Origin of the sequence: Microbacterium sp. NPDC079176, from assembly GCF_040686675.1 — a bacterium.
Lineage (GTDB): Bacteria > Actinomycetota > Actinomycetes > Actinomycetales > Microbacteriaceae > Microbacterium.
Map to the genome: position 1 here is coordinate 306,849 of NZ_JBFBLM010000004.1, position 26,559 is coordinate 333,407.

The 26,559-nt window shown below is 69.6% G+C and carries 24 protein-coding genes and 1 tRNA gene; 19 read left to right on the top strand and 6 right to left on the bottom strand.

All coding sequences use genetic code 11. The annotated features are described in order from the left end of the window. The first annotated feature begins 88 nt into the window (after positions 1-88). Positions 89-1,522, top strand: coding sequence for an APC family permease (locus AB0P11_RS11850; protein WP_082297762.1), 1,434 nt, complete (start codon positions 89-91; stop codon positions 1,520-1,522). An 84-nt stretch (positions 1,523-1,606) separates the two neighbouring features. On the opposite strand, the gene gdhA is transcribed toward AB0P11_RS11850, so the two are convergent. Continuing rightward, a complete protein-coding gene (gdhA, locus tag AB0P11_RS11855; protein WP_363522137.1) occupies positions 1,607-2,977 on the bottom strand; it encodes an NADP-specific glutamate dehydrogenase in 1,371 nt (456 codons plus the stop codon). 151 nt (positions 2,978-3,128) lie between these two features. Next, complete coding sequence (locus AB0P11_RS11860; RefSeq protein ID WP_363522139.1) at positions 3,129-5,816, bottom strand: phosphoenolpyruvate carboxylase; 2,688 nt, start codon at positions 5,814-5,816, stop codon at positions 3,129-3,131. 86 nt (positions 5,817-5,902) lie between these two features. Here AB0P11_RS11860 and AB0P11_RS11865 point away from each other — a divergent pair, with 86 nt between their 5' ends. From AB0P11_RS11865 to AB0P11_RS11880, 4 genes are all read left to right on the top strand, one after another. Continuing rightward, on the top strand, positions 5,903-7,069 hold the full coding sequence (locus tag AB0P11_RS11865) for a Na+/H+ antiporter NhaA (RefSeq protein ID WP_285363100.1): 1,167 nt from the start codon (positions 5,903-5,905) through the stop codon (positions 7,067-7,069). An 85-nt stretch (positions 7,070-7,154) separates the two neighbouring features. Further along, on the top strand, positions 7,155-7,769 hold the full coding sequence (locus AB0P11_RS11870; protein ID WP_053099038.1) for a MazG family protein: 615 nt from the start codon (positions 7,155-7,157) through the stop codon (positions 7,767-7,769). A gap of 65 nt (positions 7,770-7,834) precedes the next feature. Beyond that, positions 7,835-9,085, top strand: a complete 1,251-nt coding sequence (locus AB0P11_RS11875; protein WP_363522349.1) for an ATP phosphoribosyltransferase regulatory subunit — start codon at positions 7,835-7,837, stop codon at positions 9,083-9,085. Between the two features lie 53 nt (positions 9,086-9,138). Further along, the gene (locus AB0P11_RS11880; protein WP_363522141.1) at positions 9,139-9,951 is read left to right on the top strand and encodes an SGNH/GDSL hydrolase family protein; all 813 of its coding nucleotides are present in this window, start codon (positions 9,139-9,141) and stop codon (positions 9,949-9,951) included. Here the strand turns inward: AB0P11_RS11880 and AB0P11_RS11885 are convergent. Beyond that, positions 9,920-10,444, bottom strand: a complete 525-nt coding sequence (locus AB0P11_RS11885) for a VOC family protein (protein WP_363522143.1) — start codon at positions 10,442-10,444, stop codon at positions 9,920-9,922. The genes AB0P11_RS11880 and AB0P11_RS11885 overlap by 32 nt on opposite strands. A 154-nt stretch (positions 10,445-10,598) precedes the next feature. Here AB0P11_RS11885 and AB0P11_RS11890 point away from each other — a divergent pair, with 154 nt between their 5' ends. Next, entirely contained in the window at positions 10,599-11,402 is an 804-nt protein-coding gene (locus AB0P11_RS11890) for a helix-turn-helix domain-containing protein (protein ID WP_072590962.1), read from the top strand. On the opposite strand, the gene AB0P11_RS11895 is transcribed toward AB0P11_RS11890, so the two are convergent. Both AB0P11_RS11895 and AB0P11_RS11900 read right to left on the bottom strand, forming a co-directional pair. Beyond that, positions 11,403-12,629 carry an amino acid permease gene (locus AB0P11_RS11895; RefSeq protein WP_363522146.1) on the bottom strand — a complete coding sequence of 409 codons (1,227 nt, stop codon included), beginning with the start codon at positions 12,627-12,629 and terminating at the stop codon, positions 11,403-11,405. It lies immediately after the preceding gene. A 48-nt stretch (positions 12,630-12,677) separates the two neighbouring features. Continuing rightward, positions 12,678-13,148, bottom strand: coding sequence for a DUF4442 domain-containing protein (locus tag AB0P11_RS11900; RefSeq protein ID WP_056277931.1), 471 nt, complete (start codon positions 13,146-13,148; stop codon positions 12,678-12,680). Between the two features lie 100 nt (positions 13,149-13,248). Here AB0P11_RS11900 and AB0P11_RS11905 point away from each other — a divergent pair, with 100 nt between their 5' ends. From AB0P11_RS11905 to AB0P11_RS11955, 11 genes are all read left to right on the top strand, one after another. Continuing rightward, positions 13,249-13,599: a GntR family transcriptional regulator gene (locus AB0P11_RS11905; RefSeq protein WP_072590965.1), complete on the top strand. Its 351-nt coding sequence runs from the start codon at positions 13,249-13,251 to the stop codon at positions 13,597-13,599. Next, the gene (locus AB0P11_RS11910; RefSeq protein ID WP_363522149.1) at positions 13,596-14,615 is read left to right on the top strand and encodes a DUF1648 domain-containing protein; all 1,020 of its coding nucleotides are present in this window, start codon (positions 13,596-13,598) and stop codon (positions 14,613-14,615) included. Before AB0P11_RS11905 ends, AB0P11_RS11910 begins: the two co-directional genes overlap by 4 nt. Before the next feature lie 73 nt (positions 14,616-14,688). Further along, entirely contained in the window at positions 14,689-15,639 is a 951-nt protein-coding gene (locus tag AB0P11_RS11915) for a type II CAAX endopeptidase family protein (RefSeq protein ID WP_363522151.1), read from the top strand. A 31-nt stretch (positions 15,640-15,670) separates the two neighbouring features. Beyond that, positions 15,671-16,330, top strand: coding sequence for an O-methyltransferase (locus tag AB0P11_RS11920; RefSeq protein WP_295103320.1), 660 nt, complete (start codon positions 15,671-15,673; stop codon positions 16,328-16,330). Between the two features lie 99 nt (positions 16,331-16,429). After that, a complete protein-coding gene (gene eno / locus AB0P11_RS11925) occupies positions 16,430-17,710 on the top strand; it encodes a phosphopyruvate hydratase (RefSeq protein WP_053095504.1) in 1,281 nt (426 codons plus the stop codon). 53 nt (positions 17,711-17,763) lie between these two features. Then, a complete protein-coding gene (locus tag AB0P11_RS11930; protein WP_363522153.1) occupies positions 17,764-18,327 on the top strand; it encodes a septum formation initiator family protein in 564 nt (187 codons plus the stop codon). A gap of 68 nt (positions 18,328-18,395) precedes the next feature. Continuing rightward, positions 18,396-18,938, top strand: coding sequence for a DUF501 domain-containing protein (locus AB0P11_RS11935; RefSeq protein ID WP_053095505.1), 543 nt, complete (start codon positions 18,396-18,398; stop codon positions 18,936-18,938). After that, positions 18,935-20,227, top strand: a complete 1,293-nt coding sequence (locus AB0P11_RS11940) for a S8 family serine peptidase (protein ID WP_363522155.1) — start codon at positions 18,935-18,937, stop codon at positions 20,225-20,227. The genes AB0P11_RS11935 and AB0P11_RS11940 overlap by 4 nt, the downstream gene beginning before the upstream one ends. Before the next feature lie 39 nt (positions 20,228-20,266). Continuing rightward, positions 20,267-21,736 carry an FAD-dependent oxidoreductase gene (locus AB0P11_RS11945; protein ID WP_053099042.1) on the top strand — a complete coding sequence of 490 codons (1,470 nt, stop codon included), beginning with the start codon at positions 20,267-20,269 and terminating at the stop codon, positions 21,734-21,736. A gap of 286 nt (positions 21,737-22,022) precedes the next feature. Next, complete coding sequence (locus AB0P11_RS11950; RefSeq protein WP_363522159.1) at positions 22,023-22,838, top strand: cation-transporting ATPase; 816 nt, start codon at positions 22,023-22,025, stop codon at positions 22,836-22,838. After that, positions 22,835-23,545: a DedA family protein gene (locus AB0P11_RS11955; RefSeq protein WP_056277947.1), complete on the top strand. Its 711-nt coding sequence runs from the start codon at positions 22,835-22,837 to the stop codon at positions 23,543-23,545. The genes AB0P11_RS11950 and AB0P11_RS11955 overlap by 4 nt, the downstream gene beginning before the upstream one ends. Positions 23,546-23,556: 11 nt before the next feature. Here the strand turns inward: AB0P11_RS11955 and AB0P11_RS11960 are convergent. Beyond that, positions 23,557-23,629, bottom strand: a tRNA-Leu gene (locus tag AB0P11_RS11960). Positions 23,630-23,953: 324 nt separating this feature from the next. On the opposite strand from AB0P11_RS11960, the gene AB0P11_RS11965 reads away from it, so the two are divergent. Beyond that, complete coding sequence (locus AB0P11_RS11965; RefSeq protein ID WP_072590972.1) at positions 23,954-25,201, top strand: alanine racemase; 1,248 nt, start codon at positions 23,954-23,956, stop codon at positions 25,199-25,201. Next, positions 25,198-26,511, top strand: a complete 1,314-nt coding sequence (locus AB0P11_RS11970; RefSeq protein ID WP_363522161.1) for a D-arabinono-1,4-lactone oxidase — start codon at positions 25,198-25,200, stop codon at positions 26,509-26,511. The genes AB0P11_RS11965 and AB0P11_RS11970 overlap by 4 nt, the downstream gene beginning before the upstream one ends. The last annotated feature ends 48 nt before the right edge of the window (positions 26,512-26,559 follow it).

Below are 26,559 nucleotides of genomic sequence, written 5' to 3' on the forward strand. Positions count from 1 at the left end.
TCCGCTGACGAATCTCCGGGGTACATACTGAGCGTCAGTGTCGGACCGCCCGAAGTCCGGCCCATGCGCTGTTCCCGAAGGAGTACTCATGGTCACGCCCATCAAGACGAAGCCGCTCGCGCAGGGCGGAGGAACCCTCCGCCGCAATCTCGGCCTCTGGGCGATCGTCGGTCTCGGACTCGGCTATATGACACCGACCGTCGTCTTCGACACGTTCGGCATGGTGGCTCGCGACACCGACAACGTCGTCCCCGCGGCCTACCTCGTCGCCCTCGTCGTGATGGTGTTCACCGCCATCAGCTACGGCAAGATCTCCCGCGCCATCCCGAGCGCCGGGTCTGCGTACACGTACGTCCGCGAGTCGATCCACCCGAACCTCGGGTTCATGGTCGGCTGGACCTCGCTCATCGACTATGTGCTGCTCCCGATGGTCAACTGCCTCATCATCCGCAGCTACCTCGAAGCGCTCTTCCCCGACATTCCCGGCTGGATCTGGGTCGTGCTGTACTGCATCCTCGTCACGAGCATCATCTACATGACGATGCGCGGCACCTCGAACATGAACATGATCCTGCTCGTGTTCTCGATCGTCGTGATGGTCGTGTTCGTCGTCATGGTCGTCGCGCAGCTGATGCGCGGCGAAGGAGCGGGCACGATCGCATCGGCCGCGCCCTTCATCCACGACGGTGCGACGATCGGCGCGGTGCTCATGGGCGCGACGATCGTCTGCTTCTCGTTCATCGGGTTCGACGCCGTGACGATGTACGCCGAGGAGGCGAAGGATCCGAAGACGATGCCCAAGGCGATCCTGCTGACCGTGCTGCTCGGCGGCGCGATCTTCCTCGTCGCCGCGTACGTCACGCAGCTGCGCTTCCCCGACTGGAACGAGTTCGCACCCGGTGGCGACATGCAGTACGTCGAGGATTCGACGCTGCCGATCATCGGAAACCTCGTCGGGGGCAACGTGCTCATGGCCGTGCTGACCGCCGCCGGCTTCTGCGCCACGCTCGCCTCGGGTCTCGCCTCGCACGCATCCGTCTCGCGGATGCTGCTCGTGATGGGTCGCAACAACGTCCTTCCGCAGAAGGCCTTCGGCTACATCAACCCGCGCACCCACACGCCCACCTTCAACATCGTGCTGGTCGGCGCGATCTCGCTGCTCGCGATCCCGTTCACCCTCGAGCTGATCGCGGCGTGGATCAACTACGGCGCCCTGATCGCGTTCACCTTCGTCAACATCTCGGTGATCGCCTGGTTCGCCGTGCGCAAGGGGCGGCGCCACACACCGCGCGACATCTTCTCGTACATCGTGATGCCGGGCATCGGCATGCTCCTCACGGGTCTGCTGTGGGTGAACCTGCACTCCGACGCCCTGACAGGGGGACTCATCTGGACCGCTCTCGGCCTGATCTACCTCGCCGTGATCACGAAGGGGTTCCGCAAGAAGGTGGTCGCGTTCGATGAGAACCAGGCGGTGACCGGGTTCAACAAGGTCGTGAAGGTGCCGGTCGACGAGAACTGAGCACCTCAGGCGTAGAGACGCGCAAGAGCCGCCTGCCCGGGAGGGAGGCGGCTCTTGTGTCGTGCGCAGTGGGTGCGACTCCGGTCAGATCACGCCCTGGGCGAGCATCGCGCCCGCGACGCGCTCGAAGCCCGCGATGTTCGCCCCGGCGACATAGTCGCCGGACACGTCGTAGCGCTCCGCGGCATCGAACGCGGCGCGGTGGATGTCCGCCATGATCTCGCGCAGCTTGTTCTCGCTCGCGTCGAAGCTCCACCGCTGGCGAGACGCGTTCTGGCTCATCTCGAGAGCGGAGGTGGCGACGCCTCCCGCGTTCGCCGCCTTGCCCGGCGCGAAGAGGACTCCGGCGCTCTGGAACGCATCGACGGCAGCGGGGACGCAGGGCATGTTCGCGCCCTCCGAGACCGCTCGCACGCCGTTGGCGATCAGGGTCTCGGCGGCGTGGAGATCGAGTTCGTTCTGGGTCGCCGACGGCACGGCGATGTCGACCGGGACCTCCCAGACGCTGCCGCCTTCGATGAATCGGGCGCCGGGGCGACGGTGGGCGTACTCGACGATGCGCGCGCGCTCGACCTCCTTGATCTGGCGCAGCAGGTCGACGTCGATGCCGGCGTCGTCGACGACGTACCCCGACGAGTCGGATGCCGTGACGGCGGTCGCGCCGAGCTGGGATGCCTTCTGGATCGCGTAGATCGCGACGTTGCCCGAGCCCGAGACGCCGACGCGCTTGCCGTCGAGCGAGTCGCTGTGCACGCCGAGCATCTCCTGTGCGAAGAACACCGCGCCGTAGCCGGTCGCCTCGGTGCGCACCTCTGCGCCACCCCAGCCGGTGCCCTTGCCGGTGAACATGCCGGACTCGTGGCGGTTGGTGATCTTGCGGTACTGGCCGAACAGGTAGCCGATCTCGCGACCGCCGACGCCGATGTCGCCGGCGGGGACGTCGGTGTGCTCGCCGAGGTGACGGTAGAGCTCGTTCATGAACGACTGGCAGAAGCGCATGATCTCGGCATCCGACCTGCCGTGCGGGTCGAAGTCGGATCCGCCCTTGCCGCCGCCGATGCCCTGGCCGGTCAGTGCGTTCTTGAAGATCTGCTCGAACCCGAGGAACTTGATGATCGACAGGTTGACCGACGGGTGGAAGCGCAGGCCGCCCTTGTACGGTCCGAGCACCGAGGAGAACTGGATCCGGTAGCCGCGGTTGACCTGCAGACGCCCGGCATCGTCGACCCACGGCACGCGGAACAGGATCTGCCGCTCCGGCTCCACGAGACGCTCGAGGATGCCGCCGTCGACGTACTCCGGGTTGCGCGCGAGCACCGGTGCGATCGAGTTCAGCACCTCGTGCACGGCCTGCTGGAACTCGGGCTCGTGCGGGCTGCGGGCGAGCACCGTGTCGAACACGGGCTGCACGTCGTCGGCGAGCGGATGGAAGTCGACGGAAGACGGAGAGGTCACGCGAAAGAGCTTTCTGATCGGGGGATGGTGCTGCGTGCGATCGTGTCGCGTGAGGGTGCGCCGGATACGGCGAAGTTTTCACTCTAGCGGGCACGCCGAGGTGAGCACCTTCACACCGGCATGCGCTTGTTCGGGGACGACGACGCGGGGGTCACCCGGTGTTCTGGAGGCCCGCCGCGACGCCGCTCACCGAGAGCAGCAGCAGTCGCCGCTGCTCGTCGTCGGCACCCGAGCCGGTCGCCTCGGCCGGGTCGCGCAGTGCGCGGAGGGCGCGCAGCTGCAGCAGCGACAGGGCGTCGACGTACGGAGTGCGCAGCTGCACGGCGCGCTGCAGGATCGGCTTGTTCTCGAGCAGGCCCACGCCGCCGGTGAGACGGATGACCCACTCGCGCGTCAGCGACAGCTCGTCGAGCACGAGCTGCGCGAGATCGTCCCGATCGCCGAGGGCGAGGTACTGGCGGGCGATGCGCTCATCGGTCTTCGCGAGGCTCATGGCGACGTTGTCGATCATGGTGCGCAGCAGCGGCCAGTCGCGATAGGCCTCGGCGAGACGGGCCTCGTCGCCGACGGCGGCGAGAGCGGTTCCGAGTCCGAACCAGCCGGCGAGGTTGATGCGGGCCTGGGTCCAGGCGAAGACCCACGGGATCGCGCGCAGGTCTTCCAGCGACTCGACCGACAGCCCGCGTCGAGCCGGGCGGGAGCCCAGGGCGAGCAGGCCGATCTCCTCGAGAGGGGTGACCGTGGCGAACCAGGGGGCGAAGCCCTCCGCCTTGACGAGCGAGAAGAAGCGCTCGCGCGACGAGGTGTCCATGACGGCGGCGATGTCGGCGAAGCGTGCGGCGGCGTCGCTCGCGTGCTTCTCGACGGACGGAGACGAGGCGAGCAGCGTCGCCGCGGCGACCTGATCGATGTGGCGCATCGCGATGGCCGGCTCGCCGTAGCGCGCGAAGATGACCTCGCCCTGCTCGGTGAGCTTGAAGCGACCGTCGACCGAGTGCGGCGGCTGAGCGAGGATGGCCGAGTTGGCGGGTCCGCCGCCTCGGCCCAGAGCACCGCCGCGACCATGGAACAGGGTCAGTTCGATGTCGGAGTCCTTGGCCCACTGCGCGATCTTCTCCTGCGCCTCGTACAGGGCGAGGTTCGCGGCGACCGGGCCGACGTCCTTCGACGAGTCGGAGTAGCCGAGCATGACCTCGAGCCGGTTGCCCGTCGTGGCGAGGCGTTCCTGGAACTCCGGGAACGTCACGGCCTCCGCGAGGATGGCGGGCGCGGCCTGCAGGTCGGCGAAGGTCTCGAACAGGGGAACGACGTCGAGCACGGGCGCGTCGTCGCCCAGCGCGTGCCTCGCGAGCGCATACACGTTCGCGAGGTCGGACGCCGACTGAGTGAACGACACGACATAGCGGCCGGCAGCCCGCAGGCCGCGGTCGCGCTGGATCTCGGCGATCACGCGGAAGACCTCGAGCACCTCCTCGGTCCGCGCGCTGATCGCGTCGCCGCTGGAGAGCTCCGAGAGCGCCTTGCGATGCACCTGCGAGTGCTGACGCACCTCGAGCTCGGTCAGATGGAAGCCGTAGGTCTCCACCTGCCAGATGAGGTGCTGCACGCCGCCGAACGCATGGCGCTTCGCGCCCGCATCCGCCAGCGACGACTGCACCGTGCGCAGGTCGTCGAGCAGCTCCTCGGGGCGCGAGTAGCGCTGCTCCTCGCCACGGCGGGTGGCCGCGACACGGTGGGCGAGGGCGAGCAGCACGCGGCGGTGCGGCTCACCGGGGGAGCGGGCGCCCAGCTCCTCGGCGACGCGCGGCTCAGCGGCGGCGAAGGCCTCCCACAGCGCCGTGACTCCGGCGCTCGCAGGGGTGTCCTCGGCGTCCAGCGTGAGGGCGCGGCCGATGCGCTCGAGTGCGCGCTCCAGCCCGCGCAGCACGTGGTCGGAGGCGATCTGCGACGCCTCACGGGTGACGGATGCGGTCACGAACGGGTTGCCGTCGCGGTCGCCGCCGACCCAGGACCCGATGCGCACGAACGCGGGCACGACCGGAGCGCTCGAGCCGGAGTCGTCGCCGCGGAGTGCGTCGTCGATGCGCCGGTACACGTGCGGCACGGTGGTGAACAGGGTCTCGTCGAACACGCCCATGACCGTGCGCACCTCGTCGGTCGGCGAGGGCTTCTCGGCGCGGAGCGGCGCGGTGCGCCAGAGGGTGTCGATCTCCTCCAGCATCCTCCGGCGCGCGCGGTGCTCCTCCGACCCGCCCTCGCTCGCGGCGTCGTGCTGGGTGAGCAGCTCGGAGAGGCGGCGGATGCTCGACGACACCGCGCGACGGCGTGCCTCGGTCGGGTGGGCGGTGAACACCGGGTGGAAGCGCAGGCCTTCGAGACGGCGGAGCGCCTCGTCGTCACCGACCTCCGTCTTCAGACGCGCATAGGCGGTGGCGACGGTGTCGGCCGCATCCTCGCGGCCCGGCTGGCCGGCCCGCTCGCGGAGCACCCGCACGCGCTGGTGCTCCTCGGCGAGATTGACGAGGTGGAAGTAGCAGGTGAACGCCCGGGCGACCTCGTCGGCGCGCGCGATGCTGAACGACTGGGCGATCGCGGCCGCCCGATCGAAGGCGTCGGAGGTCTCTTCGTCATAGGCCTGGATCGTCGCCAGCCGCAGCCGCTCGACGTCCTCGAAGAGGTCGTCGCCGCCTGCTTCGCGCAGTACCTGGCCGAGAAGGGCGCCGAGCATTCTGACGTCGGAGCGCATGGCATCCGGAATGCCGCGGCCCGCTTCGAAACGGCCGATGATGCGGATGGCCGAGGTGTCAGTGGGCTCGGGGAAGGCGTGTTCGGGGGTCACCGTTCGAGAGTATCCCGGGTCGGGGTCGTGCTCTGAACGCATGACGATGTGAGACGTGCGGGGCGCTCGCAATTACCATGGGGGCGATGCGCATCTCCGCGAACCCTCTCCGTGGCCAGCAGTTCCCTGCTGTCCTGCTCCTCGTCGCGGCAGGGCTCGGCATCCTGCTGGCGAATCTTCCCTCGCATGATGCGCTCGCCGCGGTGCTCGACTTCCACATCGCCGTGCCCGGCACAGTGCTCGACCTCGCGATCGAGCACTGGGTGTCCGACGGGCTTCTCGCCGTGTTCTTCCTCGTGGTGGCGATCGAGCTGCGGCACGAGCTCACCCACGGCGAGCTCGATTCGCCCAGCAAGGCCGTGCAGCCGGCCATCGCTGCCGCCGGCGGTGTGCTGGTGCCGATCGCTGTCTATCTGCTCATCGCGGGCGACTCCGCGACCGCCACGGGCTGGCCCATCCCGACGGCGACCGACATCGCCTTCGCGCTCGGCGTGCTCGCGATGTTCGGACGGGGGCTTCCGTCGAACGTCCGCGTCTTCCTGCTCGCGCTCGCGATCCTCGACGACATCATCGGCATCATCTTCATCGCGGTCCTCTTCGCGCACGACGTGCAGTGGCTGTTCCTCGCGCTCGCCGTCGCCGCCGTCGTCGCGTTCTGGCTGCTCAGCAGACTGCTCCACGCCAAGGGGCATCCGGCGGTGGCCGTCGCGATGATCATCGTCGGCGTCGTCGCCTGGGGCCTGGTGGCCTCGTCGGGCATCCACGCCACCATCGCCGGCGTGATGCTCGGGCTCGTGATGTCGCCCGTTCCTGCCGCGCGCACCAGGCACGTGCTCGAACCGACCGTGAACGGCGCGATCCTGCCGATCTTCGCGTTCGTCGCCGCTTTCGTGGTGATCCCCGCCCTCGCACCGTCGGAGCTCTCTCCCGCCTTCTGGGGGATCGTCGTGGCGCTGCCCGTCGGAAAGATCATCGGCATCTCCCTGTTCGGGTGGCTCGCGATGCGGATCCGGCCCCGAGGCGCGGCGCCGGCCCTGCCGTTCGCCGACATCTTCGCCGCCGGTGCGCTGGGCGGCATCGGCTTCACCGTCTCGCTTCTGCTCGCCAACCTCGCCTTCGCGGCCGACGCCGGCACCCGCGATCAGGCCATCCTCGGTGTGCTCGTCGGCTCGCTCGTGGCTCTCGTGCTCTCGGGTGTGATCGTGTCACTCCGCGCCCGTACGTACCGACGACGCGGCGCCGTGACCTCGTGACCGCGAGGCGACCCGAGTGGCGTTCGAAGGAGGACCGGTGAGTGCAGAGCCCGCCCGAGACCCGCTGCGCGCCGCAGCCGAGACGATGCGCGAGGTCCGGGATCGCTGCGTCTGGTCGCAGCAGATCACCCATCGTGATCTCGTGCCGTATCTCATCGAGGAGTCGCACGAGGTGATCGACGCCGTCGAGGACGGCTCACGGGCCGACCTGCGTGAGGAGCTCGGCGACCTGCTCTGGCAGGTGCTGTTCCACGCCGCGATCGCTGCGCAGGACCCCGACGACCCGTTCGACATCGACGATGTCGCGGCCACGCTCACCGAGAAGATGGTGCGGCGGCATCCTCACGTCTTCGCGGACGAGGTCGCGACGACCCCTGAAGAGGTCCTGGTGCACTGGAACGCCGCGAAGGCGGCGGAGAAACGCGCGAGACGCAGCGTCCTCGACGGGATCCCGCGCGGTATGCCGGCGCTCGCGCTGGCACAGAAGGTCGCCGGTCGAGCCGAGGGGGCCGGCGTCGTCGTCGCCCGGACCGACGCGGACGGGGCTGGACCGGCGCCCTCCTCGGAAGCAGAGCTCGGCGACGCACTTCTCCGCCTCGTGGCGGTCGCGCGCGCCGAGGGCTGGGATGCCGAACGAGCGCTGCGCGAACGGCTCCGAGCGGTCGAGGCCGAGGTCCGCGAGGCGGAATCCGAAGCCTGAGTCCACGGCCTGGCCCGCCGACCTGGAAAGATGGAGGCGTGGCTACTGTGAACCCGCCGCGCGGAATGCGCGACATCCTCCCCGCCGACAAGGCTCGCCGCGAGCGCGTCCTCTCCGTGATCCGTGATCGTTACCGCTCGCACGGGTTCGACGAGATCGAGACCCCGGCGCTCGAGGAGTACTCGCGACTGCACGCCGGCATCGGCGGCGACAACGAGAAGCTCGCCTACAACGTGCTGCGCCGCGGCCTCGATGCGGATGCCATCCGCGACGCCGCCGACGACCAGGGCGCCCTGGCCGACCTCGGTCTGCGATACGACCTCACGGTTCCGCTCGCGCGCTTCTACGCGAGCAATCGCGCTCAGCTCCCCGGTGTGTTCCGCGCGATCCAGATCGGTCCGGTCTGGCGTGCTGAGCGACCGCAGAAGGGGCGCTACCGCCAGTTCGTGCAGTGCGACATCGACATTATCGGCGACGACTCGTCGCGCGCGGAGGCCGAGCTCATGGTCGCCTCGCTCGATGCGGTCGACGCACTGGGTCTCGAGGGCGCCACCGTGCGCATCAACGACCGCCGTGCGCTGGACTGGATGCTCGACAGCTTCGGCTTCACGGGCGACGAACGTCCCGGGGTCCTCATCACGATCGACAAGCTCGACAAGATCGGGCCCGACGGCGTCGCCGCCGAGCTGCGCGAGCGCGGTTCGGCGCCATCGGCCGTCGACGCGTTCGAAGCCTTCCTCCGGCGCCCGCAGACCATGGAGTACAACCCCTTCGGCGAACGTCAGATCCGCAAGGCGCTTCCCGACGGTGCCCCGGACGAGATCGTCGGACACCTCGTCGCGATCGGCGAGGCCGTCGCCGCCGGCCGAGGCGCGACCGACATCCCGCTGGTCTTCGACCCGTTCCTCGTGCGCGGCATGGGCTACTACACGGGCACGATCTTCGAGCTGGCCCACCCTTCGGTGTCGTACTCGCTCGGCGGCGGCGGTCGCTATGACGGCATGATCGGCCGCTTCCTCGGCCAGCAGGTCCCTGCCGTCGGGTTCTCGCTGGGCTTCGAGCGCCTCGTCGACCTCGTGACGGCGGGCGCGGATGCCGGCGAGCGCGCCGTCGTGCTCATCCATGACGCCGACGTGCCGGTCGCCGAGCTCGTCATGCACAAGGCGGGTCTCGTGGGCTCCGGGGCGCGAGTGCGGCTGGAACGGCGCACGAAGAACGTGAAAGCTCTGCTCGAGCGCTCGGCCGCCGACGGATACACGGAGTTCGCGACCGTGTCGTCGGGCACCTCGCAGCTGGAGCTCAAGCCCCTCTCCTGAGTTCGGCGGATGCCGTTCACTCGGCGTTCACGCCGTTCCGGTCGAATCGGGACATGAGCCGACCGCCGTTCGTCGCCGTCGCGGCGGTGGGTGTCGCCACCGCGGTGGCCGCCGCCGGAGTCCGGGTCGTCCTCACCCGACAGGCCGCGATCGCGCGTCGACGCATCGGCAAGCCGCTCGGTGAGGAGTCGATCGACGCCGACCGCGTCTGGCGTCGTTCGCTCGACGGCATGCCGATCGATCTGCTCGTGCTCGGAGACTCGCTGGCGGCGGGCCTCGGCGCCGAGCGGCGCAAGGAGACACTGGGCGGACGACTCGCCAAGGGTCTGGCGCGACGGATGCGACGACCGGTCCATCTGCGCACGGCCGCCGTCGTCGGGTCCGAATCGCCCGACCTCGCCGCCCAGCTCGACGCGCTGCCCGAGGACTACGCCCCGCATGTCGCCGTGATCGTGGTCGGGGGCAACGACGTGACGCACCGCATCCCCGTCGCCGTCTCGACGCAGCACCTGCGGGAGGCCGTCCGACGGCTGCGTGCTCGGGGTACGGAGGTCGTGGTCGGCACCTGTCCCGATCTCGGAACCCTCCGCCCCGTACCGCAGCCTCTGCGGCGCCTGATGTCGAGCATGTCCCGTCGACTCGCCAGGGTACAGGCCGAGACCGCTCGTGCCGAGGGCGCGCACCCCGTCGACCTCCGCCGCGCCGTCGGCCCGATGTTCTTCGACGATCCGGAGGCGATGTTCAGCCTCGATCGCTTCCACCCGAGTCCGCTCGGCTATCGGCGCACGGCGGAGGCACTGCTCCCGGCCGCGTGTCGGGCTGCCGAGACCGCGCTCAGCTCGCGCCGTCAGACGGGGCAGCACTGAAGGACGCCGCCCAGTCGGCGACCCGCCGTGCGCTCTCCTCGTCCGAGAGGTCTTCGACCCGGGTCATCACCGACCATCGCACGCCGAACGGATCCCGGATGCTGGCGAATCGGTCTCCCGACACGAACGCCGACGGAGCCTCGCGCACGGTTGCGCCCGCGGCGACGGCACGCTCGACGACGGCGTCGACGTCCGAGACATAGAGTCCCATCGAGTAGCAGTCGCCGTCTCCCGACGGCGCAGAAACCAGATGATAGTCGGGGCTCGGCTCGCCCAGCTGCAGGTGGCCGAACCCGAAGTCGAGGTCCGCATGGGCGACGACACCGCCGAACTCCGTGACATCGATGACGCGAGCGCCGAAGACGTCCCGGTAGAACTCGATCGCCTCCCGTGCCCGGGGGACCGCGAGGAAGGGAGTGAGGGAGGTCGCGCTGTTCGGTCGGCCGTCCGTGGTGTGCTCGCCGGTCACGCCGGTCCTGTTCTCGGTGCTCATGCAGCCACAGTAGGGAGCAGTCGCAGACGCGCGCTTGAACTTGCGCGACACGATCGTGCGCCGGGTCATAGGGTCGAGGCATGGACGTCGACGACCTCGGACCGACCGTGTCCGCCATGCGGGTCACCGTGACGATCCTCGCCGGCGGCTAGCGATGCGTGCGACCCGCGGTGTGCTGTATCCGGCCCGGCTGCCGGACTTCCATCGTCTGCCGCCTGCGACCGCCGCGCGGGACCTCGCGGTGTGGTTCTGGATTCCCGAGTGGAGCATCGAGCCCGCTCGATCGTCTCGCCAGGAGATCGTCGGCTACCCGGCGCTGAACCTCGTCGTCGAGAACGGTGACGTGAGTCTGTCCGGGGCGACGACACGGGCTTCGCATCGCGAGCTGACCGGCACGGGCTGGGCAGTGGGCGCCCTGCTGCGACCCGCAGCTGTCGCGGCCCTCATCGACGACCCTGCCGCACTCGTCGATTCCGAGCAGCCGGTCGTCGCTCCCGAGCTCGCGGACGGGGTCAGTGCTGCGATGGCGTCGGGGGAGGGGCACCGCGAACGCGCCGTCGCGGTGTTCTCGGAGTGGCTCGCTCGTCGGGTCGGACCCCTCGACGACAGTGCGAGGCATGCGAACGCGCTGGTCGAGGTGCTCATGGAGGAGGGCGCGGCCGACTCGGTCGAGGAGGCCGCGACCCGACTCGCGGTCTCGCTGCGCACGCTGCAGCGCCTCGCCCATCGTCACGTCGGAGTGTCGCCGGCCGCCATGATCCGGCGCCGCAGGCTGCAGGAGGCCGCGGAGCACCTGCGTCTGCACCCATCGGTCGATCTGGCGGATCTCGCCGCCGACCTGGGGTACGCGGATCACGCCCATCTCACCCGCGACTTCCGGAACGTGCTCGGAATCGCGCCCCGCGCGTACCGGGCGTCCTCCGCGCAGGACGTTCGGAGCGCTGCCGCGCCACCCTGATCAGCGCGCGAGCCGCAGCCGGATCATCCGATAGAGCACACCGACCAGCACGACCGCGGTACCCACCACCGAAGCCACCACCGGCAGCGTGTTCACGAGCACGAGGCACCCGAGCGCACCGACGACCTGCAGCACCCGCGGATAGCGGCGAGCCGCAGTGCGCTGGCGGAATGCCGCCGCATTGGCGATGAGGTAGTACAGCAGTACACCGAACGAGGAGAAGCCGATCGCGTCGCGCAGATCGGCGACGAGCACGATCATCACGATGATGACCGCGATCGTGATCTCGGCTCGACGGGGTACGTGCCAACGCTCGTCGACCTTCGCGAGGAAGCGCGGCAGATCCTCTTCGCGGGCCATCGCCAGTGTGGTGCGACCGATGCCGGTCAGGAGGGCGAGCAGGGCTCCGAGCGAGGCGGCGGCCGCGGCCACGCGGACGACAGGAGTGAGAGCCGTCCACCCCGAGGCCGTGACGACATCGGCGAGAGGGGTGGTGCTCGTGACCGCGTCGCCGCCGAGCACGATCACGACCGTGATCGCGACGAGCGTGTAGACGACGACCGTGCCGCCGAGGGCCAGGGCGATCGCCCGGGGGATCGTCCGGGCGGGGTCGACGACCTCTTCGCCCATCGTCGCGATGCGCGCGTATCCCGCGAACGCGAAGAAGAGCAGGCCTGCGCCCTGAAGCACCCCGTACGCGGAGGCATCCGGAAGGGGAGCCGGGGCGGTAGACGAGGAACCGCCGAGGCCCACCGCGACCACCACGGCGAGTCCGAGCAGCGAGCACACGACGAGGATGCGCGTGACGAGGGCGGTTCGCGTCACGCCGAAGCAGTTGACCGCCGCGAGAGCGACGACGGCAGCGACGGCGACCGGCACCTCCCAGCCTTCCGGTGCCGCGTAGGCGGCGAAGGTCATGGCCATCGCCGCGCAGCTGGCGATCTTGCCGATCACGAAGCTCCATCCGGCGACGAATCCCCACCACGGGCCGATCTCGGCGCGGGCGTAAGCGTAGGTGCCGCCGGCGACGGGATGCGCGGCGGCGAGCTGCGCCGAGGCGGTCGCGTTGCAGTAGGCGACGATCGCGGCGATCGCCAGGGCGATCAGGATGCCGCTTCCGGCGACTCCCATGGCCGGTGCCCACACGGAGAACACGCCGGCGCCGATCATCGAACCGAGACCGATCGCGACGGCGTCGACCAGTGTCAGGCGGCGGGCGAGGGGCATCCCGTCATCGTGGCACGTCCGGGTGAACGTCCGGTATCGCCGTCGCCGTCAGCCCCGAGCGGAGGTGACGCGCTGCTTCTCGCGGATGTAGACCTGTCGGCGGACTCTGGCGACGACGTCTCCGTCGCGATCGGTGATGACGGTCTCGAACCACTCGAGCACCTTCGCACCGCCGTGCGCCCGCTCGCGGATCTCCTCGGCCCGCTCGCGGCTGACCTCGAACTCGGCGGTCAGCACCCCGCGCCCGGGCTTGACGAACTCGATCTCGCCCCGGGTGTCCCAGACGACATAGTCCCGACCGAGCTGATGCATCACGAGCATGAAGAAGTACGGGTCCGTCATCGCGGACATCGAGCCGCCGAATGCCGTCTTCACGTAATTGCGGGTGAACACGTTGACGTGCAGCTCGACCGTGGCGTGCGTCCAGTCCTCGCTGAAGCGGCGGATGCGGATGCCGCTGAACAGATTGGGGACCCACAGGCTCATGCCCGTGGCGAGACGACGGGGAGTGATGCGCATGAGGTCAGTGTGGCCGACGGCCTGATCCGGACAAAGCTCGCTGGAGGGTTGCGACAGTTGTTATAGTTTATGTAGAACTACTAGAAGATTGGAGGACGGGATGCTGATCCGCATCGACGCCGACAGCGCTCGGCCGCTCTTCGATCAGGTCGCGGCATCCGTTCGCGCCGATGTCCTCGCCGGACGTCTCGTGCCGGGTGACCGGCTGCCTGCCGCCCGTGAACTCGCCGAGGCGCTCGAGATCAACCTGCACACCGTGCTCCGTGCCTATCAGCAGCTGCGCGACGAGGGGCTGATCGATCTGCGCCGTGGCAGGGGAGCGGTGGTGTCCGCTGCTGCATCTCCGCTCGCCGAGCTCTCACAGGACATCGCCGCGCTCGTCGCCCGCGCCGCATCCCTCGGACTCTCTTCCTCGACACTGGCCGCGCTCATCAAGGAGACCGACGCATGACCCCCGAGATCCGCCGCGCCCGCACCGCCTTCTGGTGGGTCGGGGTCATCGTCCCCGCCGCTCTGATCGTGCTCGCCGCCGTCATCGTCCTGGCGTGGCTGCCCGACATCCCCGATCCTGCGGCGATCCACTGGGGCCTCGACGGGGCCGATGGCTTCGCGCCGCGGTGGACGCCACTGGTCATGCTGATCGGCCTGGGCGGAGGGATCGTGGCGATGTTCGCGATCATCGTCCTGGTCTCGCACAGGCTGCCCCCACGGGGCTCGGGCGGGCCGCTTCCTCAGTCGCAGTGGTCGACGACCGCCCGTCTGCTCGGAGCGGCCGGCCTCGCGATGGCGGGCCTGATGTCCATGCTCGCGATCACGACGACCGGCTCCCAGCGAGGGCTCTCCGATGCGACCGAGGCGCCCGACATCACCCTCTGGGTCCCGGTCATCGTCGCGATCGCCGCCGGCCTCGGGGTGATCGGATGGTTCGCGCAGCCGAAGGTGCCCGTCGCATCCGTCGCGTCCGCGGATCCGGCGGCACCTCTGCCTCTCGCCGACCACGAGCGCGCCGTGTGGATGAAGACCGTGAACGTGGCCCGCAGTGGCCAGGTCGTCCTCGGGATCAGCGTCTTCTTCACGGTCGCCGTGAGCGTGCTGCTGCTCGCCCGGGGCATCGCCGCCGGGTGGATCGTGGCGGGCATCACTGTGGTCCTCGTCATCGTCGTGGCGACCGGTCTGTCGTTCCGGGTGCGGGCGAGCACCGCTGGCCTTCGGGTGCGCTCCGTCGCCGGATGGCCGCGTCTCGAGATCGCCGCGGCCGATATCGCCAGCGCTCGCGCGGTGCAGGTCGACCCGTTCGCCGAGTTCGGCGGCTGGGGCTACCGAATCGGCACCGACGGGCGGCGCGGATTCGTGCTGCGCACCGGCGAGGCCCTCGAGATCACCCGCACAGACGGTCGCGTGTTCGTCGTCACCGTCGACGACGCCTCCACAGCGGCATCCGTCCTCGCTTCCGCAGCATCCCGATGATCGCACCGCACATCGACACCGAACAGCACATCGACACCGAACAGCACATCGACACCGAACCGGGAGTCAATCCATGACCCGCATCAGAGCCGCATCCGTCGTCCTCTTCGTCGCGCTCGCGTGCGGGCTCGCCTGGCTCGTCGCCCTGCCGCTGTGGCTGGGCGACGGCCTCGCCGAGCCCAGCGCCTGGTTCCTGCTGCCCGTGATGATGCTGACCCCCGCGCTCGCCGCGCTCGTGGTCACCCTCGCCCTGCGTGTGCCGGCACCGGGGGAGCGGCTCCGCTTCCTGGGCATCTGGCCCCTGCGCCCGGCCAGGCGGGTCGTCTGGCTGATGGTGGCGGGCTGGCTCGTCCCTCCGGTTCTCGTCGCGCTCGGCATCGTGGTCGCGGCGGCCTTCGGATGGGTGCAGCTCGACCCGACGTTCTCGGCGTTCTCCGCTGAGATCGCGAGGTCGCTGCCCGCCGGTGCGCCGATGCCCCCGATCGAGCTCATCGTGATCTCGCAGATCGTGATGATCCCTGTCGGCGCCCTGATCAACAGTGTGCTGGCGTTCGGCGAAGAACTCGGCTGGCGCGGGTGGCTCGTCCCGGCCCTGCGACCGCTCGGCACGTGGCCGGCACTCCTCATCAGCGGAGCGATCTGGGGCCTCTGGCACAGCCCGGTGATCCTGCTGGGCTACAACTTCGGGCGCACCGACATCACCGGCGTGCTGTTCATGATCGGCGGCTGCATGGCCTGGGGTGTGCTGCTGGGCTGGCTGCGTCTGCGCTCCGCATCGGTCTGGCCCGCCGTCCTCGCGCACGGCTCGCTGAACGCGGCCGCCGGACTCGTCCTCATCTTCGCCGCATCGCAGCCCGATCTCGCACTCGCCGGACCTCTCGGCGTCGCGGGATGGATCGTCGCGGCGGCGGTGATCGCCGCATTGGCACTCACGGGCCAGTTCCGTCGTCAGCCCGAGCTCGCGGGCGCGCCCGGGCGGCTGCTGTCCGCTCCCCGAGCCGGGAGGGGGCCGCAACCCTCTTGACGCTCTTCGGGGCTCACGGTTTGCTGAGGGCATGGAATCCACTCCCGCCGCCTGGTCGAATGCCGACGCCTATCTCGCTGATCTCCTCGTCGGTCATGATCCGCAGCTGGAGGCGGCGCTGGCCGCTCAGCACGATGCCGGTCTTCCCGAGATCGAAGTCGCGCCGGTCGGCGGCAAGCTCCTCAACCTCCTGGCCCGCATCAGCGGCGCTCGCCGCGTGCTGGAGATCGGGACGCTCGGCGGCTACTCGACGATCTGGCTCGCACGGGCGGTGGGTCCCGAGGGGCGGGTGATCACCGTCGAGGCCGAAGCGGACAACGCCGCCGTGGCCCGCGCGAGCATCGATGCCGCCGGCGTCGGAGACCGCGTCGACATCCGGATCGGCCGAGGTGCCGACGTGCTCCCCACGCTGGTCGGCGGCTTCGACCTGGTCTTCATCGACGCCGACAAGGAGTCGAACACGGTCTACCTCGACTGGGCCGCGAAACTGGGCCGTCCCGGAACCGTGATCGTGCTCGACAACATCGGACGGGAGGGTGAGATCGTGCGCGACGATGCGGCCGACCCCAAGGTCGTCGGCACCAGGGATGCACTGCGGATGCTGGGCGAGGACCCGCGCTTCGACGCCACCGCGCTGCAGACGGTCGGTGTCAAAGGCTGGGATGGCGTCGCGCTCGCTGTCGTCGTGTGAACCTCCGACCCCGACCCGGGTGCTGAGGTTCGGGCGGGCTAGACTGGGCGCGGATCGACGACGCTCCACACACCTTTTCTCTGAGCAAGGAGCACATCAGTGGCACTGATCGAGGCTGTAGGCGCACGCGAGATTCTCGACTCGCGCGGAAACCCGACCGTTGAGGTGGAGGTGCTCCTCGACGACGGCGTAGTCCAGCGGGCAGCCGTCCCGTCGGGTGCATCCACCGGCGCATTCGAGGCGTACGAGCTGCGCGACGGCGACAAGAGCCGTTATGGCGGCAAGGGCGTGCTCAAGGCCGTCGACGCCATCATCGACGAGCTCGGACCGGCGCTCGAGGGCATCGAGGCGAGCGAGCAGCGCATCGTCGACGAGATCCTGATCGAGACCGACGGCACCGAGAACAAGCAGCGCACCGGCGCCAACGCGATCCTCGGCGTCAGCCTCGCCGTCGCGAAGGCCGCGGCCGACTCGGCCGATCTGCCCCTGTTCCGCTACCTGGGCGGCCCCAACGCGCACGTGCTGCCCGTGCCGCTCTTCAACGTGATCAACGGCGGCGAGCACGCCGACAACGGCATCGACATGCAGGAGTTCTTCCTCGCGCCGATCGGCGCCGAGACGTACTCCGAGGCGCTTCGCTGGGGTGTCGAGACCTACCACGTGCTGCGCGGCGAGCTGAAGGCCGCCGGCTACGCGACGGGCCTCGGCGACGAGGGCGGCTTCGCCCCCGACCTGCCCAGCAACCGCGAGGGTCTCGACTTCCTCGTCAAGGCGATCGAGAAGGCCGGCTTCAAGCCGGGCACCGAGATCGCGCTCGGCCTCGACGTCGCAGCGACCGAGTTCTTCAGCGACGGCGTGTACCGCCTCGACAACAAGGACTGGACCGGCCCCGAGCTGATCGAGTACTACCAGGGTCTGGTCAACGACTTCCCGATCGTCACGATCGAGGACGCCCTCGCCGAGGACGACTGGGACAACTGGAAGCTCCTCACCGACGCTCTCGGCTCGAAGGTCCAGCTCGTCGGAGACGACCTGTTCGTCACCAACCCGACGCGTCTGGCTGACGGCATCAAGCGCGGCGTCGCCAACTCGCTGCTCGTGAAGGTCAACCAGATCGGAACGCTCACCGAGACGTTCGACGCGGTCAGCCTGGCGCAGCGCTCGGGTTACACCGCCATGCTGTCGCACCGCTCGGGTGAGACCGAGGACACGACGATCGCCGACCTCGTGGTCGCGACGAACGCGGGTCAGATCAAGGCGGGTGCGCCTGCTCGCAGCGAGCGCGTCGCGAAGTACAATCAGCTTCTGCGCATCGAGGAGGAGCTGGGCGACGCGGCTGTCTTCGCCGGCCGCTCCGCGTTCCCGCGCTACCAGGGCTGAACACAGCTGAGACAAACAGAAGCCGCCTGAGCGGCTCGAACGGAGGAGGAGCCGTGGCACGACGACCGGCTCCTCCTTCGGCGTCTCCGGGTGCGACCCGACCCGCCTCAGCGCCGCCGTCGCCCGCACAGCGCACCGCGGGTCGGACGCCCCGGGGTGCGGCGAGCAGAGGCGCGCAGGACCGCAGGGTCGATGTGCGCGAGTGGGCCTCCGGCATCCGCCTGTCGGCCTTCTCGGTCATCATGCTGTCTCTCGTGGTCCTCGGCGCGTGGGTGCTGGTGCCGACCCTCAGCACCTTCATCGATCAGAGGCAGAAGATCTCGGCTCTGGAGCAGTCGATCCAGGTCTCCGAAGACCAGATCGCCGCGCTCGAGAAAGAGCGTGAACGCTGGAACGACCCGGCGTACATCACCACCCAGGCGCGTGAGCGCCTGTATTACGTCAAGCCCGGCGAGGTCGTGTACCTGATCGACAACGACCTCGACCCCGCCGCGCTTCCGCAGCAGCAGGGCCCGGTCAGCGACACGCTCGAGGAGACGCCCTCCGACTGGATGCCGCAGCTCCTGCGCACTCTGACGTCCGCCGGACTCAGCGACACGGCCGCAGTCGCCCGCTGACCTGCGCCGCCGCCGCACGGGGCGTGTGCTCCGAGCATCCTCCCGGTCGGCTCCCGTACGCTGGTCGGGTGACCACGCCGCCATTCCCCGCCCCCACGACCGCCGAACTCGCCGTGGTGTCGGCCCAGTTGGGGAGAACCGCTCGCGGCGTCGTCGGCATCGCAGCCCGTTGCGTCTGCGGCAACCCCACGGTCGTCGCCACCACGCCGAGGCTGCCGGACGGAACGCCGTTCCCCACCTTCTACTACCTCACCCACCCTGCCGCGACTGCGGCCATGTCGACTCTCGAGGCCACGCAGGTCATGCCGGAGCTCGCGGCGCTCCTCGCCGAGGACGACGGGGTCGCGGCGGCCTACCTCGCGGCGCACGAGGCCTACCTCGCCGACCGTGCGCAGTTCGGCGAGGTCACCGAGATCGACGGCATCTCGGCCGGCGGCATGCCCACGCGCGTCAAGTGCCTGCACGCTCTGGCCGGTCACGCTCTCGCGGCCGGCCCCGGCGTGAACCCGATCGGCGACGTGGCGCTCGAGCGTTCGACGTGGTCTCCCGAGAAGTGCCGGTGCGACGCCCCGGGCGCGGCGCTGCGCGACGTCGAGGCGTCGACCGAATGAGGCCGCCGCGGATGCTGCGCAACGGCGTCGCGGTGGCGACGATCGTGGCATCCGTCCTGCTCCTCGGCGCAGCGGCGACGCCGCCACCGGTGCCCGATGATCCTGCCGATCCGGTGCGCGCCGCCGAATACTGGCTCGATGGCGCCGGGATCCGAGACGCCTGGCAGACCACCCGCGGCGACGGAGTGACCATCGCCGTCATCGACACCGGGATCGCCAAGGTCCCGGGAGTGTTCGACGGGGCCGTCGTCGGCGGCACGGACGTGTCCGGCACCGGGACACCCGACGGGCGCACCCCGGTGGGTGCCATCGACGGCAATCACGGCTCGTGGGTCGCATCCCTCGCCGCCGGGCGCGGCGCGGCCGACGGCAAGGGCATGATCGGCGTCGCCCCCGAAGCCGATCTGCTCTCGATCTCCGTGGGGTTCGGCGCAGCTGCCGCCGTGCCGTTCACCGAGCAGGTGGCGAAGGCGATGCGCTGGGCGGTCGATCACGGGGCGGACATCATCAACCTCTCGTTCACCACGAACACGCTGGACTGGGACAAGAGTTGGGACGACGCGTTCCTCTACGCCTTCGAGAACGACGTCGTGGTCGTGGTCGCGGCGGGCAATCGGGGGAGCGGCACCGACATCATCGGCGCCCCCGCGACGATCCCCGGCGTGCTCACGGTCGGCGGAGTCGATCAGACGGGCACGGCGAGCATCGAGGCCTCGACGCAGGGGATCACCATCGGCATCGCGGCACCCAGCGAGGGCCTGCGCGGTGTCTCGGCGGACGGCACGGTCGTGCCCTGGAGCGGCACCAGCGGTGCGGCGCCCATCGTCGCGGGCATCGCGGCCCTCGTCCGGTCCGCGCATCCCGAGCTCGATGCCGCCAACGTCATCAACCGCATCATCAAGACGGCGATCGAGGTCCCCGGCATGGCGGATCCGCCCGACCCCCTCTACGGCTACGGTCTGGTGGATGCCGAGGCGGCGATCAGCGGGGACGTGCCCAAGGTCTCCGAGAACCCCATGGGAGACCTCGCCGAGTGGGTTCGCCTGTTCCGTCGGGCGGAGACGGTCCCGCAGCCGGAACCCAGCGCCGCGCCGGTCGAGGTGCCGCCTCTGCCGGATGCGGACGCGCCGACGGAAGCCGGTTCACCGCTGCTTCCCAGCGCTGAATCGCTGCGCTACGGTACCCTGCCGCTCATCGCGCTCACAGTCCCTGGTATCCTGATAGCGCTTGGCGTCACCGCAGCTGCCCGGCGCATCCGATCGGCGCGCGCACGCACGCCACATTCCTGACTCCCGAGGAGTTGTCCCCCTGTGCCTCAGAACAGCACTGTGCCCAAGATTCTGATCGTCGGTGGAGGCTATGCAGGCTTCTACACGGCGTGGAAGCTGGAGAAGCACCTTCGCAAGGGTGAAGCAGACGTCACCATGGTCGACCCGCTGCCGTACATGACGTACCAGCCGTTCCTCCCCGAGGTGGCCGCCGGCTCGATCGAAGCCCGACACTCGGTGGTCGCCCACCGTCGTCACCTCAAGCGCACGAACGTGCTCACCGCCAAGGTGACCGGAATCAACCACGCCGAGAAGGTCGCGACGATCACGCCTCCCGTGGGCGAGCCGTACGAGTTCGCGTACGACCAGATCGTGGTGACCGCGGGTGCCGTCTCGCGCACCTTCCCGATCCCGGGCATCGCAGACAACGCGATCGGCCTGAAGACGATCGAGGAGGCCGTCGCGATCCGTGACCGCCTGATGTCGAACTTCGACAAGGCGGCGTCGCTGCCTGCGGGCCCCGCGCGTGATCGCCTGCTCTCCGTCGTCGTCGTCGGCGGTGGCTTCGCCGGCATCGAGGTGTTCGCCGAGCTGCGCTCGCTCGCCTCGTCGCTGGTCAGCAAGTACCCGCAGCTGACCTTCGACGACACCCACTTCCACCTCATCGAGGCGATGGGGCGCATCATGCCCGAGGTCTCGCTGCAGACGAGCGAGTGGGTGCTCAAGGACCTCGCGAAGCGTGGCGCCAACGTGCACCTCGACACGCAGCTCACCAGCGCGGTCGACGGCAACGTCGAGCTGTCGACGGGTGAGGTCATCCCCACCGATCTGATCGTCTGGACCGCCGGTGTCATGGCGAACCCGACGGTGGTGCGCGGTGGCGACCTCCCGATCGAGGAGCGCGGCCGCATCCAGACCCGTGCAGACCTCCGTGTCGGCACCCCCGAGGCCTTCGTTCCCGGGGCCTGGGCCGCCGGTGACGTCTCTGCCGTCCCCGACCTGTCCGGTGGTGGCGTCGGCGGCTTCTGCGTGCCGAACGCCCAGCACGCCGTCCGTCAGGCGAAGCTCCTCGCGAAGAACATCGTCGCCGTGCTGCGTGGCGAGGACCCGAAGGAGTACTTCCACAAGAACCTCGGCGCCGTCGCGGGCCTCGGGCTCTACAACGGTGTCTTCCAGTCCGGCAAGATCGCCCTCAAGGGGTTCGTCGCCTGGGTCGCCCACCGTGGATACCACGGCCTCGCGATGCCCACGTGGGAGCGCAAGTTCCGCGTGGTGTGGGGCTGGTGGAACAACCTGTGGCTCGGTCGCGACCTGGTGAACCTCGAGACGGTCCAGAACCCGCGCTATGTCTTCGAGGAGTTCGCCGCTCGCCCGCGTCCGGCCGCCGATGCGCCGGCTCCCGCCGTCACGGCTCCGGCCGCGCAGGCGACCGCCGTCGACAAGGCTGCTGACGAGAAGCCCGCCGGCCAGAAGACCGGTGCCAAGAAGCCGGCCGCCAAGAAGACCGCCGAGACGGCTGCCGCCAAGTAGTCCTCTCCTCGAACGCCCCGAGTCCTCCGGAGTCGGGGCGTTCGTCGTCTGCGGCGACGGGGCGTGTCTCGCACCCCGTTCATAGGCGCGCTTGCTACCGTCGGCAGCGCAAGGGGAGTACTCCCGTCTGCGGTGGTGTCGTCATTACGGATACGAGGTCGTGTCCCGGCCCACCGGCCCGTGAGGGTGGAGGAGACCTGGCGTCCGTATCCGCGGACGGCCAAGGACCCCTCACCGCACCGCTGTCGAGACCCGTGGTCGTCCACACCACGAAGGAATCGTCACCATGGGAAAACTCAACCGACTGCTCGGGATGGCCGCTCGCGCCCTCGATCTCGACGAGAGCGGATCCCGCACGGATCGCGACGGCTCGCGGGGGCAGACGCCTCCCGCGCCCGGACGGCGTCACCCGGAGAATGATCGATACTCTCCTCCGCCGGTGCACCGGACGTCGCGTGACCCGTACTCTCCGCCTCCTGCCGGTGCCGCCTCCGCCTCCCGTGCAGCCGGATCGGGGTCGGATGCCGACCGGGCCGCGATCGCACGGTACGACTACCTGCTCGAGACCGCCGATCCGCACCGCATCGAGCAGATCCATCGCGAGGCGTTCGCGCGGCTGACGCCGGCGCAGCGCGCGCAGGTGCAGGAGCGCATGAACACGGAGCTCGCGCCCGGCGAACGCCCGACCTCGTCCTCGCCGGAGGATCTCGCACGTGCGGCCGGGCGCTCCGAGGCGGCGCACCCCGGACGCATGCGCGGCATCCTGTCGCGGGTGCGCGGGTTCGGCGCTGCCGGTGCCGTCGGCGGCGCCGCCGTGGGCGCGTTGGGCATCGTGGCGGTCGGCGCCGTCGGCAGTGCCGTCGCCGCCCCCCTTCTCGAGCAGGCGGCCGGGCTCGGTGTCGACTTCGACGCGCTCGCGCAGGGTGTCGACGTCGAGGCGATCGCGAGCGGACTCGGCGGCGAGGAGCTCGCGGGAGCCGCTGAGGGTGTTCTCGGATCGGCCGGTGAGACCGTCTCGGGCCTCGGCGACGCCGCGAGCGAATGGGGTCAGCGGCTCGGCGACCTGGGCATCCCCGGAATCGGCGATCTGTTCGGTCGATGAGCGGCGCGATCATGGCGGCCGCCGAGTCATCGCCGTCGGATCACGGATTCTCCGGCCTCACCGGGTTCGCCGCCGACGTCCTCACCCAGCTCGGCGACATCGGGGTGGGCGTGCTGGTGTTCCTCGAGGTGCTCGTCCCGCCCATTCCGAGCGAGGTGATTCTCCCGTTCGCCGGCTACCTGAGTCAGAGCGGCGACCTCACGCTCGGCTGGCTGATCGTGTGGAGCACCCTCGCCTCATGGATCGGGGCGCTCCTGCTCTACTGGCTCGGGGCGGCCATCGGCATCGAGCGGGCCGTGCGGCTTCTCGCGGCCACCAAGCTGGTCAGCCGCGGCGATCTGGACCGGGGAGTGGCCTGGTTCCAGCGAAGCGGAGGGTGGACGGTGCTCGTGGGGCGGATGGTCCCCGGAGTCCGCAGCCTGATCTCGATCCCTGCGGGTGCCACGCGGATGAACCTGGCGCGATTCAGCGTCTACACCATCGTGGGCAGCGGCCTGTGGAACACTCTGCTCATCGGGGTGGGTGCCCTGCTGGGAACCCAGCACGAGCAGCTCGAGCACCTGCTCGGGTATCTCGACTACGCCGTGTATTCAGCGCTGGCGATCGCCGTCGGTGTGCTGGTCCTGCGCCGAATCCGTGAGGCGCGCGGGTCGGCATCCGCGAACGGACAGACCCGCGGCGCGGCAGATGGACGCGCGGATGGCTGAGAAGCGCGCTGTGCCCCCGCTGGGACTCGAACCCAGACTGAAGCGATTTTAAGTCGCCTGCCTCTGCCATTGGGCTACGGGGGCTCCATGTGACTGGCTCAGATTACACGGGTATATCGGCCGCTCCGGCGCCGCATCCCGCACGGACAGGGCGAAGGGAGACGGGCGTCCCAGCGCCCGTCTCCCTGTGATGCTGCTGAGACAGCATCGCTACCCCCCGGCAACCGGCCGGGCACGGCCGGTGAGCCGCCACGAATGACGGCCTCAGTGATAGAGACGGCGACCGTGGATGTTCATTACGAGCATTGCGGCTAAAGTACCGGGATTCCGGACGTGGCCGTACGACTGCGCTGCGACTCGATCTCAGAAAGCATGAATCCGCGTCCGCGCTGGACATAGGGTGGGGGAGTGCTCGACCTCATCGCCGATATGAGCCCCGATCAGGGACGAAACGCAGTCTCCCCCGAGTGGCACGACCCGTCACGGTACTGGCCGCGCCTGTCTGCGGCGACCGGCCACCTCTCTGCTCCCGTGGCGGTGATCGACAGAGAAGCGCTCCGGCACAACGCCCTGGATCTGCTGGTCCGTGCGGGCGGACTGCCGATCCGCGTCGCCTCGAAGTCGGTGCGCGTGCGCTCGGTGCTCGACGCGGTGCTGCAGCTTCCCGGCTACCGGGGGATTCTCGCGTTCACCCTCGCCGAAGCGCTCTGGCTCGCCGAGACCCATGACGACATCGTGATCGGCTACCCGACGGTCGATCGCGCGGGACTCGCGCAGCTCTTCGAATCCGAAGAGGCGGCGCGGCGCATCACGCTCATGGTCGACGACCCGGCGCATCTCGACATCGTCGACAGCGTCGCGCCTGCCGGCCATCGCCCCGACATCCGTGTCGCGATCGACGCGGACGCCTCACTGCGATCGGCGGCGCTCGGTCATATCGGCGTCCGCAGGTCCGCGCTGTTCACTCCGGGAGAGGTGGCGGCCTTCGCTCGCACGATCGTCCGCCGCCCCGGCTTCACGCTCGTCGGCCTGCAGATGTACGAGGCCCAGATCGCCGGGCAGGGCGACAACGCGGGACCGGACGCGCCGGTGATCCGTCTGATGCAGGCGCGCTCGCGGTCAGAGCTGCGAGACCGACGAGCCGCGATCGTCGGCGCACTCTCGGAGATCGCCCCTCTCGAGTTCCTCAACGGCGGAGGGACCGGCTCCCTCGAGTTCACCGGCAGCGACGAATCGCTGACCGAGGCGAGTGCCGGCAGCGGACTGCTCGGAGGGCACCTCTTCGACGGGTATCGATCCTTCCGCCCGGCACCGGCGTCCGCGTTCGCGTTCGACGTGGTGCGGCGGCCGGCCGCCGACATCGCGACCGTGCTCGGTGGCGGATGGATCGCCTCGGGCCCCGCCGTGGCGTCGCGACAGCCGTCGCCTGTCTGGCCGCAGGGATTGCGCACTCTGTCGCGCGAGGCCGCGGGCGAGGTGCAGACACCGCTGCAGGGGCGAGAGGCCCAGCACCTCGGAGTGGGCGATCGGGTCTGGTTCCGCCACGCGAAGAGCGGCGAGCCTGCCGAGCGCATCGACAGCTACCAGCTCGTCTCCGGCGACGAGATCGTCGACGAGCTTCCCACGTATCGCGGCGAGGGGAAGGCGTTCCTGTGACCCGGATCGGCGGAACCTGGCAGAACTGGGGGCGGTCGGCGCAGGTGAAGCCGCTCCGCGTCGAGCGCCCGCGCACGCCGGAAGGCGTGCAGCGCGCCGTCCGGGCAGCTGTGTCGCAAGGTCTCACCGTGAAGGCGGTCGGAGCGGGGCACAGCTTCACGGGCATCGCCGTCGCCCCCGGGGTGCTCCTGGAACTCGACGACATGCAAGGACTCGTATCGGCCGACGCGTCCACCGGCCGCGCGACTCTGCTCGCGGGAACCCGGCTGCACCGCATCCCCTCACTGCTTGCGCCGTTCGGTCTCGCCATGGAGAACCTCGGCGACATCGACCGTCAGTCCATCTCCGGCGCGATCTCGACCGGGACCCATGGGACCGGGTCCGGGTTCGGAGGACTCGCCACACAGGTCGTCGCGGCGACCATGGTGACCGCAGCCGGCGAGTTCCTGAGAGTGGACGAGAGGCAGAACACCGATCTGCTGCCCGCGGTCACACTGGGGCTCGGCGCGCTCGGGATCCTGGTCGACATCACGCTGCAGTGCGTGCCGAACCTCCTCCTGGAGGCAGTCGACGAGCCAGCGCCTCTCGACGACGTTCTCGAGACCCTGCACAGTCGGGTCGAGGAATCGGACCACTTCGAGTTCTACTGGTTCCCGCACACGGACATCGCTCTGACCAAGAGACAGACCAGACTGCCGGAGTCGACTCGGCGGCAGCCTCTCCCCGTCGTAGGGCGCTGGATCGGTGAGACCCTGCTCTCGAACGGCGTATACCGGGCGGTATGCGCCGCCGGGCAGGTGGCACCCGTCATCACTCCGCCGTTCAACAGGCTCGCGGTGAAGCTCACGGGCGACCGGCGCTACACCGAGCTGTCGCACCGCGTCCTGACACAGAGCCGCACGGTGCGGTTCCGCGAGATGGAGTACGCGCTGCCCGTCGAGAACGTCGTGCCGGCCTTCCGCGCTGTGCGCGAGCTCATCGAGCGACGAGGATGGCGCATCGAATTCCCGATCGAGGTGCGCTTCGCGGCGGGCGACGACAGGTGGCTGTCGACGGCGTACGGCAGGGCCACGGGGTACATCGCGGTCCACCGCTACTGGCGCGCCGATCCGTCGGTGTACTTCGAGGCCGTGGAGCAGATCATGCTCGAGCACGGCGGACGGCCCCACTGGGGCAAGCTGCACACGCTGACCGCCGAGCAGCTGCGAGAGCGCTATCCGCGGTTCGACGACTTCACCGCCGTGCGCGACCGGCTCGACCCGGATCGCCGATTCACGAACCGATACCTGGATCGCGTTCTCGGCGCATGACGGGGCTGCAGCTGACCGTCGCACACCCAGTCGACGCGCAGGCTGCGC

Bases quoted from the DNA above. Each gene is read 5' to 3' on its own strand.
- AB0P11_RS11915 (WP_363522151.1), top strand. From the start codon at position 14,689: ATGACCCGCATCAGAGCCGCATCCGTCGTCCTCTTCGTCGCGCTCGCG.
- AB0P11_RS11850 (WP_082297762.1), top strand. From the start codon at position 89: ATGGTCACGCCCATCAAGACGAAGCCGCTCGCGCAGGGCGGAGGAACC.
- AB0P11_RS11890 (WP_072590962.1), top strand. From the start codon at position 10,599: ATGCGTGCGACCCGCGGTGTGCTGTATCCGGCCCGGCTGCCGGACTTC.
- AB0P11_RS11895 (WP_363522146.1), bottom strand. From the start codon at position 12,629: ATGCCCCTCGCCCGCCGCCTGACACTGGTCGACGCCGTCGCGATCGGT.
- AB0P11_RS11920 (WP_295103320.1), top strand. From the start codon at position 15,671: ATGGAATCCACTCCCGCCGCCTGGTCGAATGCCGACGCCTATCTCGCT.
- AB0P11_RS11905 (WP_072590965.1), top strand. From the start codon at position 13,249: ATGCTGATCCGCATCGACGCCGACAGCGCTCGGCCGCTCTTCGATCAG.
- AB0P11_RS11955 (WP_056277947.1), top strand. From the start codon at position 22,835: ATGAGCGGCGCGATCATGGCGGCCGCCGAGTCATCGCCGTCGGATCAC.
- AB0P11_RS11875 (WP_363522349.1), top strand. From the start codon at position 7,835: ATGCGCGACATCCTCCCCGCCGACAAGGCTCGCCGCGAGCGCGTCCTC.
- AB0P11_RS11910 (WP_363522149.1), top strand. From the start codon at position 13,596: ATGACCCCCGAGATCCGCCGCGCCCGCACCGCCTTCTGGTGGGTCGGG.
- AB0P11_RS11900 (WP_056277931.1), bottom strand. From the start codon at position 13,148: ATGCGCATCACTCCCCGTCGTCTCGCCACGGGCATGAGCCTGTGGGTC.
- AB0P11_RS11940 (WP_363522155.1), top strand. From the start codon at position 18,935: ATGAGGCCGCCGCGGATGCTGCGCAACGGCGTCGCGGTGGCGACGATC.
- AB0P11_RS11885 (WP_363522143.1), bottom strand. From the start codon at position 10,444: ATGAGCACCGAGAACAGGACCGGCGTGACCGGCGAGCACACCACGGAC.
- AB0P11_RS11950 (WP_363522159.1), top strand. From the start codon at position 22,023: ATGGGAAAACTCAACCGACTGCTCGGGATGGCCGCTCGCGCCCTCGAT.
- AB0P11_RS11870 (WP_053099038.1), top strand. From the start codon at position 7,155: ATGCGCGAGGTCCGGGATCGCTGCGTCTGGTCGCAGCAGATCACCCAT.
- AB0P11_RS11865 (WP_285363100.1), top strand. From the start codon at position 5,903: ATGCGCATCTCCGCGAACCCTCTCCGTGGCCAGCAGTTCCCTGCTGTC.
- AB0P11_RS11880 (WP_363522141.1), top strand. From the start codon at position 9,139: ATGAGCCGACCGCCGTTCGTCGCCGTCGCGGCGGTGGGTGTCGCCACC.